General features: G+C 61.5%; 19 protein-coding genes. 12 read left to right on the forward strand and 7 right to left on the reverse strand.

Features of this window, described 5'->3' with window-relative positions:
- The first annotated feature begins 69 nt into the window (after positions 1 to 69).
- The 6 genes from serC to rpsA all read left to right on the forward strand — a co-directional run bounded on the left by serC (position 70) and on the right by rpsA (position 8,230).
- Entirely contained in the window at positions 70 to 1,155 is a 1,086-nt protein-coding gene (gene serC / locus KCX70_RS09625) for a 3-phosphoserine/phosphohydroxythreonine transaminase (protein ID WP_212620030.1), read from the forward strand.
- Entirely contained in the window at positions 1,155 to 2,252 is a 1,098-nt protein-coding gene (pheA, locus tag KCX70_RS09630; protein WP_102846035.1) for a prephenate dehydratase, read from the forward strand. The genes serC and pheA overlap by 1 nt, the downstream gene beginning before the upstream one ends.
- Positions 2,253 to 2,335: 83 nt before the next feature.
- Entirely contained in the window at positions 2,336 to 3,445 is a 1,110-nt protein-coding gene (hisC, locus tag KCX70_RS09635) for a histidinol-phosphate transaminase (protein WP_102846034.1), read from the forward strand.
- A 32-nt stretch (positions 3,446 to 3,477) separates the two neighbouring features.
- Positions 3,478 to 5,688, forward strand: coding sequence for a bifunctional prephenate dehydrogenase/3-phosphoshikimate 1-carboxyvinyltransferase (locus KCX70_RS09640; RefSeq protein WP_212620312.1), 2,211 nt, complete (start codon positions 3,478 to 3,480; stop codon positions 5,686 to 5,688).
- Positions 5,685 to 6,371: a (d)CMP kinase gene (cmk, locus tag KCX70_RS09645; RefSeq protein ID WP_021209882.1), complete on the forward strand. Its 687-nt coding sequence runs from the start codon at positions 5,685 to 5,687 to the stop codon at positions 6,369 to 6,371. The genes KCX70_RS09640 and cmk overlap by 4 nt, the downstream gene beginning before the upstream one ends.
- A 173-nt stretch (positions 6,372 to 6,544) precedes the next feature.
- Positions 6,545 to 8,230 (forward strand): 30S ribosomal protein S1, encoded by a 1,686-nt coding sequence (gene rpsA / locus KCX70_RS09650; RefSeq protein WP_019339331.1) that lies wholly within the window; start codon positions 6,545 to 6,547, stop codon positions 8,228 to 8,230.
- A gap of 177 nt (positions 8,231 to 8,407) precedes the next feature.
- Here the strand turns inward: rpsA and KCX70_RS09655 are convergent, their stop codons facing one another.
- A complete protein-coding gene (locus KCX70_RS09655) occupies positions 8,408 to 8,851 on the reverse strand; it encodes a MarR family winged helix-turn-helix transcriptional regulator (protein ID WP_021209881.1) in 444 nt (147 codons plus the stop codon).
- Positions 8,852 to 8,931: 80 nt separating this feature from the next.
- On the opposite strand from KCX70_RS09655, the gene KCX70_RS09660 reads away from it, so the two are divergent.
- Together KCX70_RS09660 and KCX70_RS09665 are read left to right on the forward strand one after the other, a co-directional pair.
- Positions 8,932 to 10,098: a PLP-dependent aminotransferase family protein gene (locus KCX70_RS09660; RefSeq protein ID WP_212620031.1), complete on the forward strand. Its 1,167-nt coding sequence runs from the start codon at positions 8,932 to 8,934 to the stop codon at positions 10,096 to 10,098.
- Positions 10,099 to 10,137: 39 nt separating this feature from the next.
- On the forward strand, positions 10,138 to 10,740 hold the full coding sequence (locus tag KCX70_RS09665; protein ID WP_212620313.1) for a glutathione S-transferase family protein: 603 nt from the start codon (positions 10,138 to 10,140) through the stop codon (positions 10,738 to 10,740).
- A gap of 72 nt (positions 10,741 to 10,812) precedes the next feature.
- On the opposite strand, the gene folE is transcribed toward KCX70_RS09665, so the two are convergent.
- From folE to KCX70_RS09685, 4 genes are all read right to left on the reverse strand, one after another.
- Positions 10,813 to 11,358, reverse strand: coding sequence for a GTP cyclohydrolase I FolE (gene folE, locus KCX70_RS09670; RefSeq protein ID WP_021209878.1), 546 nt, complete (start codon positions 11,356 to 11,358; stop codon positions 10,813 to 10,815).
- A gap of 114 nt (positions 11,359 to 11,472) precedes the next feature.
- Positions 11,473 to 12,030 carry a Smr/MutS family protein gene (locus KCX70_RS09675; RefSeq protein WP_212620032.1) on the reverse strand — a complete coding sequence of 186 codons (558 nt, stop codon included), beginning with the start codon at positions 12,028 to 12,030 and terminating at the stop codon, positions 11,473 to 11,475.
- 83 nt (positions 12,031 to 12,113) lie between these two features.
- A complete protein-coding gene (locus KCX70_RS09680; protein WP_212620033.1) occupies positions 12,114 to 12,431 on the reverse strand; it encodes a hypothetical protein in 318 nt (105 codons plus the stop codon).
- Positions 12,432 to 12,516: 85 nt separating this feature from the next.
- Positions 12,517 to 13,110, reverse strand: a complete 594-nt coding sequence (locus KCX70_RS09685) for a cysteine hydrolase family protein (protein WP_102850856.1) — start codon at positions 13,108 to 13,110, stop codon at positions 12,517 to 12,519.
- A gap of 190 nt (positions 13,111 to 13,300) precedes the next feature.
- On the opposite strand from KCX70_RS09685, the gene prmB reads away from it, so the two are divergent.
- The gene (gene prmB, locus KCX70_RS09690; RefSeq protein ID WP_212620034.1) at positions 13,301 to 14,224 is read left to right on the forward strand and encodes a 50S ribosomal protein L3 N(5)-glutamine methyltransferase; all 924 of its coding nucleotides are present in this window, start codon (positions 13,301 to 13,303) and stop codon (positions 14,222 to 14,224) included.
- A 27-nt stretch (positions 14,225 to 14,251) separates the two neighbouring features.
- On the opposite strand, the gene KCX70_RS09695 is transcribed toward prmB, so the two are convergent.
- Both KCX70_RS09695 and KCX70_RS09700 read right to left on the reverse strand, forming a co-directional pair.
- Complete coding sequence (locus KCX70_RS09695; RefSeq protein ID WP_212620035.1) at positions 14,252 to 15,040, reverse strand: hypothetical protein; 789 nt, start codon at positions 15,038 to 15,040, stop codon at positions 14,252 to 14,254.
- 64 nt (positions 15,041 to 15,104) lie between these two features.
- Positions 15,105 to 16,070: an alpha/beta hydrolase family protein gene (locus KCX70_RS09700; RefSeq protein WP_212620036.1), complete on the reverse strand. Its 966-nt coding sequence runs from the start codon at positions 16,068 to 16,070 to the stop codon at positions 15,105 to 15,107.
- A 154-nt stretch (positions 16,071 to 16,224) separates the two neighbouring features.
- Here KCX70_RS09700 and aroC point away from each other — a divergent pair, with 154 nt between their 5' ends.
- The 3 genes from aroC to KCX70_RS09715 all read left to right on the forward strand — a co-directional run bounded on the left by aroC (position 16,225) and on the right by KCX70_RS09715 (position 19,160).
- Positions 16,225 to 17,316, forward strand: coding sequence for a chorismate synthase (gene aroC, locus KCX70_RS09705; RefSeq protein WP_212620037.1), 1,092 nt, complete (start codon positions 16,225 to 16,227; stop codon positions 17,314 to 17,316).
- Between the two features lie 75 nt (positions 17,317 to 17,391).
- On the forward strand, positions 17,392 to 18,543 hold the full coding sequence (locus KCX70_RS09710) for an MFS transporter (RefSeq protein WP_212620038.1): 1,152 nt from the start codon (positions 17,392 to 17,394) through the stop codon (positions 18,541 to 18,543).
- Positions 18,540 to 19,160 (forward strand): methylthioribulose 1-phosphate dehydratase, encoded by a 621-nt coding sequence (locus tag KCX70_RS09715; protein ID WP_212620039.1) that lies wholly within the window; start codon positions 18,540 to 18,542, stop codon positions 19,158 to 19,160. Before KCX70_RS09710 ends, KCX70_RS09715 begins: the two co-directional genes overlap by 4 nt.
- The last annotated feature ends 49 nt before the right edge of the window (positions 19,161 to 19,209 follow it).

Raw genomic sequence — 19,209 nt, forward strand, 5'->3', positions numbered from 1 at the left:
GCGCTGGACCTGAGCGCCTTGGCGACGGGCGGAGCGAGCATGGTATCGACCGTTTTTGAGAGTACGAAGATGAGCAAACGCGCCTTTAACTTCTGCGCAGGTCCCGCCGCGCTCCCTGAGGCCGTGCTGCAGCGCGCCCAGGCCGAACTCCTCGACTGGCAAGGCCGGGGCCTGTCGGTCATGGAAATGAGCCATCGCAGCGACGAGTACACGGCGATCGCCGAGAAGGCCGAGCAGGATTTACGCGACCTGCTGAGCATTCCGTCGAACTACAAGGTGCTGTTCCTCCAGGGCGGCGCTAGCCAGCAATTCGCCGAAATCCCGCTGAATCTGCTACCCGAGGACGGCGTCGCCGATTACATCGACACCGGCATCTGGTCACGCAAGAGCATCGAGGAGGCCAAGCGCTTCGGGCATATCAACGTCGCAGCCAGCGCCAAATCCTACGATTACTTCGCCATCCCCGGGCAGAACGAGTGGAACCTGCGCGCCGATGCGGCCTATCTGCACTACGCCAGCAACGAAACCATCGGCGGACTGCAGTTCGATTGGATTCCCGAGCTGGGCGACACGCCGCTGGTGGTCGACATGTCTTCGGACATTCTTTCCCGCCCGCTGGATGTGTCGCGGTTCGGTCTGATCTACGCCGGCGCTCAGAAGAACATCGGCCCGTCGGGCCTGGTCGTCGTGATCGTTCGTGAAGACTTGCTGGGGCGGGCCCGCTCGAGCTGCCCGACCATGCTCGATTACAAGATCGCTGCCGACAACGGCTCCATGTACAACACGCCTGCTACGTTCTCCTGGTATCTCTCCGGTCTGGTCTTCGAGTGGCTGAAGGAGCAGGGCGGCGTCGAGGCGATGGAGCGTACCAACCGCGCCAAGAAAGACCTGCTCTACGGCGTGATCGACTCCGGCGACTTCTACTCCAACCCGATCGCCAGCAATGCGCGCTCCTGGATGAACGTGCCGTTCAGGCTCGCTGACGAGCAACTGGACAAGGCCTTCCTGGCCGGAGCCGATGCACGCGGGCTGCTCAACCTGAAGGGCCATCGCTCGGTGGGCGGCATGCGCGCCTCCATCTATAACGCGGTCGGCCTGGATGCGGTCGAGGCCCTGGTAGCCTACATGCGCGAATTCGAGAAGGAGCACGGCTGATGAGCGATGTCGACCGGCTGAAGGCGCTGCGTCTGCGCATTGACAGTCTCGACGAGAAGATTCTCGAGCTGATCAGTGAGCGCGCCCGTTGCGCTCAGGATGTGGCACGGGTAAAGACGGCATCTCTGGCCGAGGGCGAAGAGGCTGTTTTCTATCGCCCCGAGCGTGAAGCCTGGGTGCTCAAGCACATCATGGAACTGAACAAAGGCCCGCTGGACAACGAGGAGATGGCCCGCCTGTTCCGGGAAATCATGTCGTCCTGCCTGGCCTTGGAGCAGCCGCTGCGCGTGGCCTACCTCGGCCCGGAAGGCACCTTTTCCCAGGCCGCAGCCCTCAAGCACTTCGGGCACTCGGTGATCAGCAAACCTATGGCGGCGATCGATGAGGTCTTCCGTGAAGTGGTGGCTGGTGCGGTCAACTTCGGCGTGGTGCCGGTGGAGAATTCCACCGAAGGCGCGGTCAACCACACCCTCGACAGCTTTCTCGAGCACGACATCGTCATCTGTGGTGAGGTCGAGCTGCGCATCCACCATCATCTGCTGGTGGGCGAGACGACCAAGACCGATCGCATCACTCGTATCTATTCCCATGCGCAATCGCTGGCGCAGTGCCGCAAGTGGCTGGATGCCCACTACCCGAACGTCGAGCGCGTCGCGGTTTCCAGCAACGCCGATGCGGCGAAGCGCGTCAAGAGCGAGTGGAATTCCGCGGCGATCGCCGGCGACATGGCGGCTCAGCTCTACGGCCTGAGCAAGATCGCCGAGAAGATCGAGGACCGTCCGGACAACTCCACGCGCTTCCTGATCATCGGCAGCCAGGAGGTACCGCCCACCGGCGACGACAAGACCTCGATCATCGTTTCCATGCGCAACAAGCCGGGCGCGCTGCACGAGTTGCTGATGCCGTTCCACTCCAACGGAATCGACCTCACGCGTATCGAGACCCGTCCCTCACGCAGCGGCAAGTGGACCTACGTGTTCTTCATCGACTGCATCGGTCATCACCAGGAGCCGCTGATCAAGGACGTGCTGGAGAAGATCGGCCGCGAAGCGGTCGCGCTGAAGGTGCTGGGGTCCTATCCGAAAGCGGTACTTTAACTGCGGCTTCCAGGCTGCAGGTTGCAGGCGACAGGCGAGCGGCTTGTGCCTGCGGCTTGAAGCCTGCAGCCTGAGGCCTTTTTATGAGTTGTGATTTCCTCGCCCTGGCTCAGCCAGGAGTGCAAAAACTGTCGCCCTACGTGCCGGGCAAGCCGGTAGACGAACTGGCGCGTGAGCTCGACCTCGATCCGGCAACGATCGTCAAACTGGCGAGCAATGAAAACCCCCTGGGTCCCAGCCCTAAAGCCATCGAGGCGATCAGGGCGCAACTCGACGAGCTGACGCGCTATCCCGACGGCAATGGTTTCGTACTCAAGCAGAAGCTGGCCGAACGATATGGTGTCGGTATCGACCAGGTGACGCTCGGCAACGGCTCCAACGACATCCTCGAACTGGTCGCGCGGGCCTATCTCGCACCCGGTCTGAACGCCGTTTTCAGTGAGCATGCCTTTGCGGTCTACCCGATCGCGACCCAGGCCGTGGGCGCACAGGCCAAGGCTGTTCCAGCCCGGCAATGGGGCCACGATCTAAACGCCATGCTGGCGGCGATCGACGCCAATACCCGCGTCGTGTTCCTTGCTAACCCTAACAACCCCACCGGCACCTGGTTCGGTGCCGATGCGCTGAGCAGCTTTCTGAGCAGCGTTCCCGGGCATGTGCTGGTTGTGCTCGACGAGGCTTACATCGAGTATGCCGAGGGTGGCGACCTGCCCGATGGCATGGCGTTCCTGGCGGCGCATCCCAACCTGCTGGTATCGAGAACCTTTTCCAAGGCGTATGGGTTGGCGGCGTTGCGTGTTGGCTATGCGGTCTGTTCGGCACAGATCGCCGATGTACTCAATCGCGTGCGCCAGCCGTTCAACGTCAACTCGCTCGCGCAGGCAGCCGCCTGCGCAGCGCTCGACGACCATCGCTTTCTGTCTCAGAGCAGGGCCTGCAACGCGGCCGGCATGCTTCAGCTGGAGGCAGGCTTCAGTGAATTGGGACTGGAGTGGATCCCGTCGAAAGGCAACTTCATCGCGGTCGATATGGGCCGTGACGCCGCGCCGGTCAATCAGGCATTGCTACGCGATGGCGTCATCGTGCGACCGGTCGCTGGCTACGGCATGCCGACCTTTTTGCGGGTCTCCATCGGGACCGAAGCGGAAAACACCCGCTTTCTGGACGCCCTGCGCAAGGCGCTCGGACGTTGAGCCGAAACGTCGAACAGCACTCCGATTCGCCAATGGTGCGCCGTTTGGCTGTTATCGGTCTGGGGCTGATCGGAGGCTCGTTCGCCAAGGGGCTGCGTGAAGGCGGCCACTGTGCCGAAGTCGTTGGCTTCGATCTCGATCCGCGCTCCAGGGAGCTGGCTGTCGAGCTCGGAGTGGTGGATCGCTGTGCTGACAGCCTCGAGGAGGCCTGCCGGGGCGCGGACGTCATTCAACTGGCTGTTCCGATCCTTGCGATGGAGCGGTTGCTGGCTGAGCTTGCGCCACTCGACCTTGGCGAAGCCGTGCTGACCGATGTCGGCAGCGCGAAGGGCAACGTGGTGCGCCGCAGTCGTGAATTGTTCGGCGCGATGCCGCCGCGCTTCGTGCCGGGCCATCCGATAGCCGGCTCGGAACAGAGTGGCGTGACGGCTGCCCAAAGCACGCTTTTTCGACGGCACAAGGTCATTCTGACGCCGCTGGAGGATACCGACCCGGCTGCGCTGGCGCTGGTGGATCGGTTGTGGCGAGCGTTAGGAGCCGATGTCGAGCACATGGATGTCCAGCATCATGACGAGGTGCTCGCCGCCACCAGCCACCTGCCGCACCTGCTGGCATTCGGTCTGGTGGACTCGCTGGCCAAACGCAACGAGAATCTCGAGATTTTCCGCTATGCGGCGGGCGGGTTTCGCGATTTCACCCGAATAGCGGGTAGTGATCCGGTGATGTGGCATGACATCTTTCTCGCTAATCGCGAGGCGGTGCTGCAGACCCTGGATGATTTTCGTGCCGACCTCGACGCGCTTCGCGCCGCGGTCGATGAAGGAGACGGGCATACCCTGTTGGGCGTGTTCACGCGCGCCAAGGCTGCCCGCGAACATTTCAGCAAAATACTGGCTCGCAGAGCCTATGTGGACGTTATGCATTCCAAAGACCTTATCTTCCTCGCCAACCCGGGCGGCAGCCTCAGCGGCCAACTTCGTGTACCCGGCGACAAATCCATTTCCCACCGTTCAATCATGCTCGGCTCGCTCGCCGAAGGCACTACCGAAGTGGAGGGGTTTCTCGAAGGTGAGGATGCCCTGGCAACCATCCAGGCTTTCCGCGACATGGGCGTGGTCATCGAAGGACCGAATCAGGGGCGCGTCACTGTCCACGGCGTCGGCCTGCACGGTCTCAAACCACCGCCAGGACCCATCTATCTCGGCAACTCGGGTACCTCGATGCGGCTGTTGGCAGGCCTGTTGGCTGCGCAGCCATTCGATACCACGCTGACCGGCGATGCCTCGCTGTCCAAGCGGCCCATGAACCGTGTCGCCAAGCCCCTGCGCGTGATGGGCGCCGTGATCGAGACGGCAGCCGAAGGCCGTCCGCCGTTGACCATTCGTGGCGGTCAGAAGCTGTCGGGCATGCATTACGAAATGCCGATGGCCAGCGCCCAGGTCAAGTCTTGCCTGTTGTTGGCAGGTTTGTACGCGGCCGAGAAGACATCGGTCACCGAGCCGGCACCGACGCGCGACCATACCGAGCGGATGCTGCAGGGTTTCGGTTATCCGGTGCAGGTCGAAGGCAACACGGCGACTGTCGAGTCGGGCCACAGGCTGCGTTCCACGCAGATCGAAGTGCCTGCTGACATTTCGTCCTCGGCGTTCTTCATGGTGGCCGCCAGCATCGCGCCGGGTTCGGACATCACGCTTGAGCATGTCGGCGTAAATCCGACGCGCACCGGTGTCATCGATATCCTGAAATTGATGGGGGCCAACATCGAGCTGAGCAATCAGCGCGAGGTCGGTGGCGAGCCGGTTGCCGATATTCGCGTACGCGCAGCGTCGCTTCGGGGGATCGATATTCCGGAAGACCTGGTGCCGTTGGCGATCGACGAATTCCCTGTGCTGTTCGTGGCCGCCGCCTGTGCCGAGGGGCGCACCACCTTGCGAGGTGCCGAGGAGTTGCGGGTCAAGGAGTCCGATCGCATCCAGGTGATGGCCGATGGTCTGCAGGCCCTGGGCGTGAAGGCCACGCCGACGCCGGATGGGATTATCATCGAGGGCGGCAACGCCATCGGTGGTGGCGAGGTCTGGGCGCATGGAGATCATCGGATCGCGATGTCTTTCAGTGTTGCTGCGCTTCGTGCCAGTGCGCCGATCCGCATTCATGATTGCGCCAACGTAGCGACCTCGTTCCCGAACTTCCTTGCGCTGGCCGAGCGCGCCGGAATGCGTGTGGGTGTGGAGGGTAACTCATGAACAGAGATGTCCCGGTCATCACCATCGATGGCCCGAGCGGCTCCGGCAAGGGCACGGTTGCGGCGCTGCTGGCGGCGAAATTGGGGTGGAATTTTCTCGATTCCGGCGCGCTGTACCGCCTGCTGGCCTTCGCGGCCCGCAACCACGGTGTGGATCTGACCAATGAAGAAGCGCTGAAGCTGCTGGCCGCGCATCTCGATGTGCAGTTCGGCGCCGCCAAGGATGGCCATGGCATGCAGATCATTCTCGAAGGAGAAGAAGTCACCAGCGCCATTCGCAACGAGCAGGTGGGTGCTGGCGCTTCCCAGGTCGCCGCGCTGCCGGCCGTGCGCGATGCGCTGCTGCAGCGGCAAAAGGCGTTTCGCGAACCGCCCGGCCTTGTGGCCGATGGTCGTGATATGGGAACGGTGGTATTTCCCGATGCACCGCTGAAGATATTTCTGACTGCCAGCGCCGAGGAAAGGGCGCGGCGTCGTTACCTGCAGTTGAAGGGCAAGGGCGATGATGTTAATCTCGCGAGTCTTCTCGATGAGATACGGGCGCGCGATGAGCGTGATACCCAGCGTGAAGTGGCTCCGCTGAAGCCGGCAGACGATGCGGTTCAGCTCGATTCCACCGATCTCTCGATCGAGCAGGTGCTAGGACAGATTCTGAGCGAGGTCGCCAAGCGCGATTTTGCCTGAAGAGCGACCGCCGAGAGGCGGGCTGACGGTTCCTCGATATCGAGGGCTGTTAACAAGGAGGCATGTGGGAGACCAGATCTAGTCCCACAGGCCTTTTTTTATATGAATGAACCCACTTCTATCTGGGATGTGGAGATTGGGCGGATCCTCGCCCGAAAACAGCAGGAATAAACATGAGCGAAAGCTTTGCAGAACTTTTTGAAGAAAGCCTGAAAACCCTCGACATGCAGCCGGGTGCGATCATCACCGGCATCGTGGTCGACATCGACGGTGACTGGGTCACTGTTCATGCCGGTCTGAAGTCCGAGGGCGTCATCCCGGTCGAGCAGTTCTACAACGAGCAGGGCGAGCTGACCATCAGCGTGGGTGACGAAGTTCACGTTGCGCTGGACGCGGTTGAAGATGGCTTCGGTGAAACCAAGCTGTCCCGCGAAAAAGCCAAGCGTGCAGAGTGCTGGATTGTTCTGGAAGCGGCTTTCGCAGCTGAGGAAGTGGTCAAGGGCGTTATCAACGGTAAGGTTAAGGGCGGCTTCACCGTCGACGTTAACGGCATCCGTGCGTTCCTGCCAGGTTCCCTGGTTGATGTCCGTCCAGTGCGTGATACCACTCACCTGGAAGGCAAGGAACTCGAGTTCAAGGTCATCAAGCTCGACCAGAAGCGCAACAACGTTGTCGTTTCCCGTCGTAGCGTCCTGGAAGCCGAGAACAGCGCCGAGCGCGAAGCGCTGCTGGAATCGCTGCAGGAAGGCCAGCAGGTCAAGGGTATCGTCAAGAACCTCACCGACTACGGCGCCTTTGTCGACCTGGGCGGCGTGGACGGCCTGCTGCACATCACCGACATGGCCTGGAAGCGCATCAAGCATCCGTCGGAAATCGTCAATGTTGGCGACGAGATCGACGTCAAGGTGCTGAAGTTCGATCGCGAGCGTAACCGCGTATCCCTGGGTCTGAAGCAGCTGGGTGAAGACCCATGGGTTGCCATCAAGGCTCGTTACCCGGAAAACACCCGCGTCATGGCCCGCGTTACCAACCTCACCGACTACGGCTGCTTCGCCGAGCTGGAAGAGGGCGTCGAAGGTCTGGTGCACGTTTCCGAAATGGACTGGACCAACAAGAACATCCATCCGTCGAAGGTCGTACAGGTCGGCGACGAAGTGGAAGTCATGGTTCTGGACATCGACGAAGAGCGTCGTCGTATCTCCCTGGGCATCAAGCAGTGCAAGTCCAACCCATGGGAAGACTTCTCTGGCCAGTTCAACAAGGGCGACCGTATCTCCGGCACCATCAAGTCGATCACCGATTTCGGTATCTTCATTGGTCTGGACGGCGGCATCGACGGTCTGGTTCACCTGTCGGACATCTCCTGGAACGAAGCTGGCGAAGAAGCCGTGCGTCGCTTCAAGAAGGGCGACGAGCTGGACACCGTCATCCTGTCGGTCGATCCGGAGCGTGAGCGCATCTCCCTGGGCATCAAGCAGCTGGAAGACGATCCGTTCTCCAACTACGCCGCCGTCAATGACAAGGGCAGCATCGTTCGCGGTACCGTGAAAGAAGTTGACGCCAAGGGCGCCATCATCGATCTGGGCAACGATATCGAAGCTACGCTGAAAGCCTCCGAAATCAGCCGTGACCGCGTTGAAGACGCGCGTAACGTCCTGAAGGAAGGCGAAGAAGTCGAAGCCAAGATCATCAGTATCGACCGTAAGAGCCGCGTCATCAGCCTGTCCATCAAGTCGAAAGACGTCGAGGACGAGAAGGACGCGATGAAGGAACTGCGTACCAAGCAGGACGTAGAGCCGGCTGCCGGTCCGACCACCATCGGTGATCTGATCCGCGCGCAAATGGAAAACCAGAACTAAGTTCTGCAATCCAGAAAAAGGGCGACTTCGGTCGCCCTTTTTTGTGCCTGTGTTTCGGGTGGCTCAGCTGCTAGCTCCTCGCATGCGAGGAGCTAGGTCGCTATCTGGCTGATGCAGGTCGGCTTTCTGTCTCGTGCAAATTAGGCCGCTAATCGCTCCTTCCTTTCGTTCGTCCGCTCAGTTGCGTGCGGCGTTGGTTGCAAGCGTCTGATTCACGGCCAGCCAGCCAGCAACGGCATCATCCCCTGCCTGTATGAAGGCCCGCTCGAGCAACCGTACTTGCTCGCGTCGCAGCGCCTGCTCCAGCTTTGCGCCTTCGGGGGTGAAGCGCAGCATGCGCTTGCGCTTGTCGTCCTTGGCCGTCCGGCTTTCCACCAGATGCATCTCGATAAGCTGCCGCAGCGGCGTGTTCAGTGCCTGCTTGCTGACGCCGAGATGGGCGAGCAGCTCCTTGACGCTCAGGTCCGGGTAGCTGGCGATGAAGAACAGGATGCGGTGATGCACGCGAGACAGGCCCCGGCGGGCCAGCATCTCGTCCGGCTTGGCGGTGAACGCCTGATAGCCGTGGAAGAAGTTCTCCATGATCTGTCGCTGCACTGTGCTTTTTTTTAGGTCATGCATATTGACGTATTCACTGGCGAGGGCGTAATTTCGGTCAAAGAGTTTGACCCATTTTTTTCCTTATTGCACCCGGTGCCCCAATGGCCTTCTCCGAACGCGTCGACCGACTCAAAAGCTCACTGATCCGAGAAATACTCGCCGCTGCACAGAAGCCCGAGGTGATGTCGTTTGCCGGCGGGTTGCCGGCCGAGTCGATGTTGCCGAAGGTCGAGTGGGCTGAAATGCCTGCCAGCATGGGGCAGTACGGCATGAGCGAAGGGGAGCCGGCGTTGCGCGAAGCCATCGCGGCCGAAGCGCGTGCGCTCGGGGTCGATTGTTCGGCCAGCCAGGTAATGATTGTCAGCGGGTCCCAGCAAACCCTCGATCTGGCGTCCAAGTTGTTTATCGATCGCGGGACCGAGGTGCTGCTCGAAGCGCCGACCTATCTGGCAGCGCTGCAGGCGTTTCAGCTATTCGGAGCCGACTGCCTTGCCGTGCCCCAGGAAGCGGATGGTCCATCGCTAGCAGCTTTGCGTCTGCGGCTGGAGCAGCACAAACCGGCTTTTGCGTACCTTATTCCGACCTTTCAGAATCCGTCTGGCACCCGTTATAGCGAAGAGAAGCGCGATGCCGTTGCCATGCTGCTCGATGAGTTCGACGTGACCTTGATCGAGGACGAGCCCTATCGTGACCTGGTTTTCGATGAGAGCAGCGCCCAGCCAATCGTCGGCCGGATGCGCAAAGCCAGCTGGATCTATACCGGTACAGTCTCCAAGACACTATTGCCGGGGCTGCGGGTCGGTTATCTGATCGCGACTCCCGATCTGTTCCCTTATCTGCTGCGACTGAAGCAATCGGCCGACCTGCACACCAACCGCGTCGGCCAGTGGCAGGCGCTGCAGTGGCTGGGCAGTGAGCAGTACCATTCGCACCTGAGCGAGCTGCGCCGATTCTATCGTCTGCGTCGAGATGCGATGCAGGCGGCCTTGCTGGAGCATTTCGGCGATCTGGCCGATTGGCAGCTCCCGCAGGGAGGGCTGTTCTTCTGGTTGCGGCTGAAGCAACCAGTGGATACGCGGACGCTGCTCCAGCCAGCGCTGGCGCAGGATGTCGCCTTCATGCCGGGCGAGCCGTTCTTCGTCGATCCGGAGCGAAACCCTGGATACCTGCGGCTAAATTTCAGCCACGTTGCACCGGATCGTTTGGATGAAGGTGTGCGACGGCTGGCTAACGTGGTCCGTGATGCCGTTGTAGTCGAGGCGGCTTAGACGGCGGCTGGCGCTTGCGTGCCCAGGAGGGAGGTGATGGTGTACAAGGTCTATGGCGATTACCGTTCCGGCAATTGCTACAAGGTTAAGCTGATGCTGCATCTGCTCGGTCGGGAATATGAGTGGATACCGGTGGATATCCTTCGTGGTGAGAGCCGCGAGGAAGCCTTTCTGAAGAAGAATCCCAACGGCAAGATTCCCGTCCTCGAGCTGGAAGATGGCACTTGTCTGTGGGAATCGAACGCGATCCTCAATTTTCTCGCAGAGGGGTCTCCGTTCCTGCCAGCGGAGCCGCGGCTACGCACTCAGGTGCTGCAGTGGCAGTTCTTCGAGCAGTACAGCCATGAGCCATTCATAGCTGTGGCGCGGTTCATCAAGGTTTACCTTGGCTTGCCGGATGATCGTCTGGACGAATACGCGGCCAAGCAGCTCGACGGCTATCACGCTCTGGATGTGATGGAGCAGCAGCTGCTGCGCACACCCTATCTGGTCGGCGATCGGTATTCGATTGCGGATGTGGCGCTATATGCCTATACGCATGTCGCCGAAGAGGGCGGTTTTAGGCTGAACGAATACCCGGCAATCTGCGCCTGGCTGCTGCGTGTCGCCAGCCACCCTGGGCATGTAGGAATGTTCGGTTAGGCGCATGTAGCGGGAGGGGCGGCGACGAAAGACCGGAGAGCAACCGCTGTGCTGTCTCTCCGGCCGTTCGAGTTACTTGACCAAGCCGAGAAACTCGCTGCGGGTGGCGGCGTTTTCGCGGAACTGGCCCAGCATGACCGAGGTGACCATCGAGGAGTTCTGCTTCTCCACGCCACGCATCATCATGCACATGTGCTGGGCTTCGATGACGACCGCTACACCCCAGGCGCCCGTGACGGTTTGAATCGCCTCGGCGATTTCACGTGTGAGGTTCTCCTGAATCTGCAGGCGACGGGCGTACATCTCGACGATCCGCGCGACCTTCGATAGCCCCAATACCTTGCCGTTGGGTAGATAAGCGACGTGAGCCTTGCCGATGAAAGGGAGCATGTGATGCTCACACAGCGAATACAGCTCGATATTCTTCACCAGCACCATTTCGCTGTTGTCGGAGCTGAACAGCGCGCCGTTGGTGACTTCCTCGAGCGTCTGCTGATAGCCCTTGCACAGGTACTGCATGGCTTTGGCCGCGCGCTTGGGCGTGTCGAGCAGGCCCTCGCGGTTGACGTCCTCGCCCAACTGGCCAAGGATCGCGGTGTAATGAGTTTCCAGGGACATGTGACTACCTGTCAGGCTTGCGAAATAGCGCGAATGCGAAGGTTAGGGGCTCGGCCGCTGGGCTGCAAGCGGCATGCGCCAGAATCCAGCGGAACGGCGCGACCGGTGTGCCGGTTACTCGTCCCGGCCTTCGAGCATGGTTCGTTTGAGCATCACATAGACGGCGCCGGTACCGCCATGTTTCGGAAGGCACGAGGTGAAACCGAGCACTTGGGGGTGTTGCCGTAGCCAGGTGTTGACGTGGCTTTTGATGAGTGGCCGCTTGCCATCGATTCGTGCCGCCTTGCCGTGGGTTACGCGCACGCAGCGAATCTCGAACTTGCAGGCCTCGGCAAGGAAATCCCAGAGCAGCTCGCGGGCCTTCTCGACGCTCAGCCCATGAAGATCCAGGCTGCCTTCGAAGGAGATCTGGCCGCCTTTCAGCTTCCGCATCTGGCTATCCTGGACGCCGTCGCGTACCCAATACAGTTCATCTTCCGCTGCAACGTCGATGACGAACTGATCGGAAAGCCCATCGATGCGGGTTTCGCCGTCACGGATCACGGCATTGGCTCGCCGTGTCGCTATCTGTGCCTTGTTGCTGCGGGGTTTACCGGTATCGGCGCGATCGTGCTCGATCGGCTTGACGCCGCGTACGGCGGATTTGAACAGTGAAAAGTCATCGTCTTGCATGAGGCCTCCCGCATTTGACGGCGATTTTATCCCAAAGCATTTAGCGGGAGTTTGTCCGCGCGCCGAGAGCAACGATGCTGCGCTCAACGTTTCCCTTTCAGGCGAGGCGACATGCTCAAGCCTGCAGGTCCACGCAGGCGGCGCTTCACTCGACGTCTGATGAGCATACCCAGCGCCAGCAAAACCAGGCCCAGCACCAATAGCGTGATTGCCGCTTCGCGATCGAGCGCCACATCGACCACCCACTCATGGTGGCTGAGCAATGCGGCAGCACCAGAGCCGGCCAGCAGGATGCCGGCCAGGATCAACAGCAGGCCGAATGCCGAGGCCAGCCGTGATCCCCAGCTGCGCGGCTGACGAGGGCGAAGGCGGCGTGCATCGAATCCATCGGTTCGTTTCATGGCGGTTACCTCGTCAGAACAGGCTGAGGCCGGGCTTCCGGCCAGGTTCATTCAGTGTCAGGTAACGCTGTACTGCTATGAGCGCTTATGCCAGCGCTGCGGCATCGGCCACGCAAACGGCGAAGTTGTCCGCAAGGATGGTCATCTCCATGCGATGCACCTGTGCCGCCTCGATTGCACCGTCCCCCATCGGTAGGTCGCGAGTGGCGCAAGCCTTGTCCACCAGGGTGCAGCGATATCCATAGTCCTTTGCCGCACGCACTGTGGTGCTCACGCTGGAATGGGTCATGAAGCCGCAGACGATCAGATCGAGGCGGCCATGCTGCTGCAGCAGTTCATGCAGCTCTGTACCGGCGAATGCGTTGGGAAGGGTCTTGCCGATCACCGTTTCGCCGGCGAGCGGCGCCGCTTCCGGCATGATCTGCCCACGCAGCCCCTGTGGATCGAACAACCCTCCTGGAATCCCCAAATGATGCACGTGGACGACAGGCGCGCCGGCCGCGCGTGCAGCGGTCAATACCTTGCTGATTTCCTCCAGCGCGGAGTTCAGGTTCGGCAGTGCAAGGGTGCCCGTCCGATATTCTTCCTGAACGTCAATGACCACAAGGGTCGCGTTAGCCAAAGTCGCCGGTGCATAACTGCGGCCACTGAGCTGAAGCATGGTCTGTGGCTTGGACATGACTGACTCCTTGTTTTGAGGGGGGCATGATTGTGGCGCCAGATGACTGATATGTGAACTGCCCAGGGTGATGAATTAGCGATCTGAATTGCAGGTATCAGGCCATAAGCCATCACAGACGAAGCGTATTCGCCAGGAAAGTCAGGACGCCATCGGCTAAACTTCCGCGCTTTTGACAGGAGATGCCGCCGTGACCGCTTCGCCTTCCCGCCTGCGTACCTTGCGTGACTATATTCGGTGGGCCGTCAGCCGCTTCCAAGCCGAGCAACTGTTCTTCGGCCACGGTACGGACAATGCCTGGGACGAGGCGCGCCAGCTGGTGCTCGGCGCTCTGCACCTGCCTTGGGAAATGGCTGACGCCTACCTGGATTGCCGGCTGGAAGACGATGAATGCGAGCACCTGCAGCAGTTGCTGCGCCGACGCATCGAGCAGCGAGTGCCCACGGCCTATTTGCTTGGGCAGGCGTGGTTCTGCGGGCTGCCGTTCATCGTCGATGAGCGCGTTCTGATACCGCGTTCGCCGATCGGCCAGCTGATCGAGCGCCGTTTCCAGCCCTGGCTGGCACAGCCTCCTGCGCGAATTCTCGATCTGTGCACCGGATCCGGCTGTATAGGGATTGCCTGCGCCTACGAGTTTCTCGAGGCCGAGGTGGTGCTGGCCGATCTGTCCTTCGACGCGCTCGAGGTGGCCAATCGCAACATTGAACACCATGGCCTGGAGGAGCGGGTCTACACGGTGCAGAGCGATGGGTTCGACGGGCTGCCGAAGCAACGCTTCGACCTCATCGTATCCAACCCGCCGTACGTGGACGCCGAAGATTTCGCTGACATGCCGGACGAATACCACCATGAGCCGGCCATGGGGCTGGCCTGTGGCGATGACGGCCTGGACCTGGTACGGCGTATGCTGGCCGAGGCGGCTGATCATCTTAGCGAAAGTGGTGCCCTGATCGTCGAGGTCGGTAACAGCCAGGTGCATGTGGAGGCGCTCTATCCCGAGGTGGACTTCACCTGGCTGGAGTTCTCCGAGGGCGGCCACGGGGTGTTTCTGCTCGCCGCCAGCCAGTGTCGTGAGCACCAGGCATTGTTCCGTGAGCGGCTGAAACGGGCCTGAGCGAAGGCCCGGACGGCACCGTGCTGATCAGCGGGTCGCTATCCAGATGAGCAGGCCCGCCTGAAACAGGGCAAAGGCGACCAGGCAGGCGATCGTGAATCTGAGGGTGCCGTCTTCGCGTCGAAGCCGACTCAACCGGTCCTGGATGTCGCGGATACTGTTTTCCTGCTCGAGCAGATTACGATCTGCCTGTTCAAGCATCGCTGCCGCGTCCTTGAGTTCGATGATCTGTACTTTCTCGGGATTCCAGTCGGGCCGCAGGGTGCTGACGCGGGGCGCGCCATAGGTCGCCTTGAGCTGTTGCGGCTCGGGGTAGAGCACATCGAAGCCTTGGCTCAGCAGGCAATGATCACGCCGCAAGCGCATCTCTTCGCCGGTTATGTCCTTTGCCGGCAGTGCGCCGCCTTCTACCAGGTAGTGTGCCCAGCGCTTCTGCGCCCAGAGGGAGCCCTGCGCCAGCAGGAAACGCCCAAGGCCTCGGTTGGCAGGCTCGATATGCAAGCCGGTGTCCGGGCCAAAACGCAGCTCTTTGGCGCGATGATCAGCCCATATTTCCAGCACGTTGTGCTTCTTGGACAACACCTGGCCCGGGAGCCGAACGAACAATTTCAGCAGGCTCCGTTGGGGTGTATGTCGTTCGACTTGCGCCAGTTCGACGAACCGCAGCGGCCGCGGGCCGGTATCCCGATCGGTCGGCAGCGGCGCCAGGCGCAGTAGGCGGAAACGATCCGGAGCGAGGGTCGCCCAAGGGTCTGCCTGCGCAGTCGCGGGGGCTTGAGGCTCATTGTCGTTGGTTGATGCTGGGCTATCGGTCATGCTGGCGTCCAAGGCCTGCCGGTTGGATCAGTGGTAGGCAAGGAGTGTATCGGCCGACGGACGGCTAGCTGGAGGGTGGCAATATGCCGTATCGGCGCAAGAACTGGCTGATCCGTTCCGTCAGGGCATGGGCGATCGGGAGCTCGGGTTGGTTGTAGGAGGCGGTCTGGCGGTCGTGAGTCATCGCAACGATGCGCAGCACGTGATTCATCCCCGGTATCAGCGCCAGCTCGGCATCCGCTCGGGCGCGCTGTAGCGCCTCGGCATCCTCGGGGTCGACCTGTATATCGTGGGTGCCTTGAATGATCAGGGCCGGTGCGCGGGTCTTGGCAAAGGCGCTCGCCGGATCCTGCTCGAACAACGAGATCAGATAGGGTTGTACGCTCGGGCGGAACAACACCTTCAACGGCTCCGGTACCCGCTCATGAGTCCTGCCCGCCTTGAGTTCATCGATCAGGTAATAGGCGGTCGCCAGCAAGGGTGGGGGCAGGCGGCCTTGGAGTTGCTCACGCAGCAACAGGTCGATGGGGCGGCCGCTGCCGGCGATGCTGATCAGGGCGGCCGGTGCCACGCTCGGCGCGGCGAGGCTGGCAACCAGTGCGCCCTCGCTGTGGCCAATCAGGACCACGTTGGAAAAGCGCGGGTCCGCTTGCAGCAGTCGCGCCCAGGCGACGGCATCGGCGACATAGCCTTCCACGCTCAACTGGCGTTCGTCCGGCGCTGCGGCACGGCTTTGCCCGACCCCGCGCTTGTCATACCGCAGGCTGGCGACTCCGTGCTTGGCAAGCGCCTGCGCCAGCCGCTTGAGGCTATCGTTACGCCCCATGGGATTATTGCCGTCGCGGTCGGTGGGGCCCGAGCCGGGAATCAGCAGGGCGATCGGCAGTGCCCGGTCAGCCTTCGGAAGCAGCAGGCTGCCGTACAGGCGGCCGTCGGGAACCTGGACGGTCATCGTCTGGTTTAGCAGCGTCGTGGCTTGTACGTGGGGTGCGAGCATGGCGAGCAGGGTGACCAGCAAAAGGAAACGCATTGGCAGGGTTCGATCACTGACGAAGCGGGTTTGATACGAGGCGGGCCGTTTGGTTCGGCTGCTCGAGTATGCGCCGTCACCGAAGACAGTGAAACCTGCGGCCGCTCGGGTATACTTCCGGCCCCTTGTTTAGGTCGATCGCGGAGCGCCCTGCATGTCCGGCAACACATACGGCAAGCTGTTCACCGTCACCACCGCTGGTGAAAGCCATGGTCCGGCGCTGGTCGCCATCGTCGATGGCTGCCCGCCGGGGCTGGAACTGACCGCTGCTGACCTGCAACGGGACCTCGATCGGCGCAAGCCGGGCACCAGCCGGCATACCACCCAGCGCCAGGAGCCAGACGAGGTGGAGATTCTTTCCGGCGTGTTCGAGGGGCGTACCACCGGCTGCCCGATCGGCCTGCTGATACGCAACACCGACCAGAAATCCAAGGACTATTCGGCGATCAAGGACCTGTTTCGTCCTGCTCACGCCGACTACAGCTATCACCATAAATATGGCCTGCGCGATTACCGCGGCGGCGGCCGTAGCTCGGCCCGTGAGACCGCCATGCGCGTTGCCGCGGGTGCCATCGCCAAGAAGTACCTGGCGACCCTGGGCATACAGGTGCGTGGCTACATGAGTCAGCTAGGGCCGATCGAGATTCCGTTCAAGACCTGGGACAGCGTTGAGCAGAACGCCTTTTTCAGCCCCGATCCAGACAAAGTGCCGGAACTGGAAGCCTACATGGACCAACTGCGCCGCGATCAAGACTCGGTTGGGGCGAAGATCACCGTAATCGCCGACGGCGTGCCGCCTGGCCTTGGCGAGCCGATCTTCGACCGTCTGGACGCCGAGCTGGCGCATGCGCTGATGAGCATCAACGCGGTCAAGGGTGTGGAAATAGGCGCCGGTTTCGCCTGCGTCGCTCAGCGCGGCACCGAGCACCGGGACGAGATGATCCCGACGGGCTTCGTTTCGAACAACGCCGGCGGTGTGCTTGGCGGTATTTCTTCCGGTCAGCCGATCATCGCGCATCTGGCGCTCAAGCCGACATCCAGCATTACCACGCCGGGCCGCTCGATCGATGTCGACGGCAATCCGGTCGAGGTGATCACCAAAGGCCGTCACGACCCCTGCGTCGGCATCCGTGCCACACCAATCGCCGAAGCGATGATGGCGATCGTTCTGCTGGATCATCTACTGCGTCATCGAGGGCAGAATGCCGACGTGCTGGTGGCAACACCGGTGTTGGGGCAGATCTGAGCCTGAGGCTGGAGGACGAGCAACGCGCCCGCGCCGTATCGCATGGCTTTGCTTCCAGCTCATGACGTCTAGCCTATGACTGCTTCGCTTCCATACTGGCGCCTGTCCGGCTTCTATTTTTTCTATTTCGCGCTGCTAGGCTCCGCTGCGCCCTTTCTTGGCCTGTACTTCGATCACCTCGGCTTCTCCGCGGCACGCATCGGTGAGCTGGTCGCCATTCCCATGCTGATGCGCTGTGTGGCGCCTAACCTCTGGGGCTGGCTTGGCGATGCCACCGGGCAGCGCCTGCTGATCGTGCGTCTCGGCGCGGTCTGTACCTTGCTTTCCTTCGGCTTGATCTTCTACGGCAAGAGCTATGCCTGGCTGGCGCTGGTGATGGCGTTACACGCCTTCTTCTGGCACGCGGTGCTGCCCCAGTTCGAAGTGATCACCCTGGCGCACCTGCGCGAGCAGGCGTCACGCTACAGCCAGATCCGGCTGTGGGGCAGCATCGGTTTCATCGTGGCGGTGGTGGGGCTCGGTGCGCTGTTCGAACGTCTGGGGCTGAATGTCTATCCGGTGGCGGTGATGGCGGTCATGGTTGGAATCGTGATCAGCAGTATCTGGGTGCCTGACGCAGTGCCGGAGCAGCGGCCGGAGCTGGACGGGCAGGGCGGTTTTCTTCGCCAGCTGTGCCGTCCTGGCGTGCTGGCGTTCTTCGTCAGCGTCGGCCTGATGCAAGTCAGTCATGGTCCGTACTACACATTTTTCTCGATCCACCTCGAAGCGCTCGGCTATGGCCGCAGCACGATCGGAATGCTCTGGGCGCTGGGTGTGGTCGCCGAAATCCTGCTGTTTCTGGTGATGGCTGCACTGTTGGCGCGTTTCTCCCTGCGCCAGGTATTGCTAGCGAGCTTCGCACTGGCGGCGATTCGCTGGCTGTTGCTGGGTACGTTGGCCGATCACCTGGGCGTGCTGCTCGTCGCGCAATTGATGCATGCAGCCACCTTCGGCAGTTTTCATGCGGCAGCCATTCATTTCGTCCAGCGCAGTTTCGGTCACCGACAGCAGGGCCAGGGGCAGGCGTTGTATGCGACCCTTGCCGGTATCGGCGGCGCCCTGGGGGCGCTTTATTCCGGTTACAGCTGGGCCAGCCTCGGGCCGTTGTGGACCTTCGCCATCGCCAGCCTGGCCGCGCTGGCCGCAGCCGTTATCATTGCCATCCCCCAGCAGGAGAACCGGGCATGACAGCCACTCGTGAACACTTGTCGCAGGCCATCATCGATGCCGGGCGTTTTCTCTACGACCGCGGCTGGTCACCGGCCACCAGCAGCAATTACTCGGCCCGCCTGAGCAGTACCGAGGCGCTGCTGACGGTGTCGGGCAAGCATAAGGGGCAACTGACCCCGGATGATCTGCTGGCCGTCGACATGGACGGGCGCAGCCTGGAGGATGGCAAGAAGCCGTCGGCCGAAACACTGCTGCACACCCAGCTGTATCGCTGGCGGCCGGAGATCGGTGCGGTGTTGCACACCCATTCGGTCAATGCCACCGTGCTTTCTCGCCTGTGTCTGAGCGACTCGCTGGAGTTCGCCGACTACGAGCTGCAGAAGGCCTTCAGCGGTGTCGCGACTCACGAATCGCAGGTCACCGTGCCGATCTTCGACAACGATCAGGACATTGAGCGACTGGCCTCACGTGTTCAGCCCTGGCTGGACCGGCATCCCGATTGCGTCGGCTATCTGATCCGTGGGCACGGGCTCTACACCTGGGGTGCGCAGATGCGCGATGCGCTACGCCAGATCGAGGCGTTCGAATTTCTCTTCGAATGCGAGCTGAAGATGCGCATGCTGCAGCGGTCATGACCGAGCATCGCTTCCAAAGCATGTCACGCATGTTGCCGAACCATTGACG

It is taken from the genome of Stutzerimonas stutzeri (assembly GCF_018138085.1).
Taxonomy (GTDB): domain Bacteria; phylum Pseudomonadota; class Gammaproteobacteria; order Pseudomonadales; family Pseudomonadaceae; genus Stutzerimonas; species Stutzerimonas stutzeri_AI.

What these genes read in the sequence shown, in the direction of transcription:
- serC (WP_212620030.1), top strand. Translation starts at nt 70, where the DNA reads ATGAGCAAACGCGCCTTTAACTTCTGCGCAGGTCCCGCCGCGCTCCCT.
- pheA (WP_102846035.1), top strand. Translation starts at nt 1,155, where the DNA reads ATGAGCGATGTCGACCGGCTGAAGGCGCTGCGTCTGCGCATTGACAGT.
- hisC (WP_102846034.1), top strand. Translation starts at nt 2,336, where the DNA reads ATGAGTTGTGATTTCCTCGCCCTGGCTCAGCCAGGAGTGCAAAAACTG.
- KCX70_RS09640 (WP_212620312.1), top strand. Translation starts at nt 3,478, where the DNA reads ATGGTGCGCCGTTTGGCTGTTATCGGTCTGGGGCTGATCGGAGGCTCG.
- cmk (WP_021209882.1), top strand. Translation starts at nt 5,685, where the DNA reads ATGAACAGAGATGTCCCGGTCATCACCATCGATGGCCCGAGCGGCTCC.
- rpsA (WP_019339331.1), top strand. Translation starts at nt 6,545, where the DNA reads ATGAGCGAAAGCTTTGCAGAACTTTTTGAAGAAAGCCTGAAAACCCTC.
- KCX70_RS09655 (WP_021209881.1), bottom strand. Translation starts at nt 8,851, where the DNA reads ATGCATGACCTAAAAAAAAGCACAGTGCAGCGACAGATCATGGAGAAC.
- KCX70_RS09660 (WP_212620031.1), top strand. Translation starts at nt 8,932, where the DNA reads ATGGCCTTCTCCGAACGCGTCGACCGACTCAAAAGCTCACTGATCCGA.
- folE (WP_021209878.1), bottom strand. Translation starts at nt 11,358, where the DNA reads ATGTCCCTGGAAACTCATTACACCGCGATCCTTGGCCAGTTGGGCGAG.
- KCX70_RS09675 (WP_212620032.1), bottom strand. Translation starts at nt 12,030, where the DNA reads ATGCAAGACGATGACTTTTCACTGTTCAAATCCGCCGTACGCGGCGTC.
- KCX70_RS09680 (WP_212620033.1), bottom strand. Translation starts at nt 12,431, where the DNA reads ATGAAACGAACCGATGGATTCGATGCACGCCGCCTTCGCCCTCGTCAG.
- KCX70_RS09685 (WP_102850856.1), bottom strand. Translation starts at nt 13,110, where the DNA reads ATGTCCAAGCCACAGACCATGCTTCAGCTCAGTGGCCGCAGTTATGCA.
- KCX70_RS09695 (WP_212620035.1), bottom strand. Translation starts at nt 15,040, where the DNA reads ATGACCGATAGCCCAGCATCAACCAACGACAATGAGCCTCAAGCCCCC.
- KCX70_RS09700 (WP_212620036.1), bottom strand. Translation starts at nt 16,070, where the DNA reads ATGCGTTTCCTTTTGCTGGTCACCCTGCTCGCCATGCTCGCACCCCAC.
- aroC (WP_212620037.1), top strand. Translation starts at nt 16,225, where the DNA reads ATGTCCGGCAACACATACGGCAAGCTGTTCACCGTCACCACCGCTGGT.
- KCX70_RS09710 (WP_212620038.1), top strand. Translation starts at nt 17,392, where the DNA reads ATGACTGCTTCGCTTCCATACTGGCGCCTGTCCGGCTTCTATTTTTTC.
- KCX70_RS09715 (WP_212620039.1), top strand. Translation starts at nt 18,540, where the DNA reads ATGACAGCCACTCGTGAACACTTGTCGCAGGCCATCATCGATGCCGGG.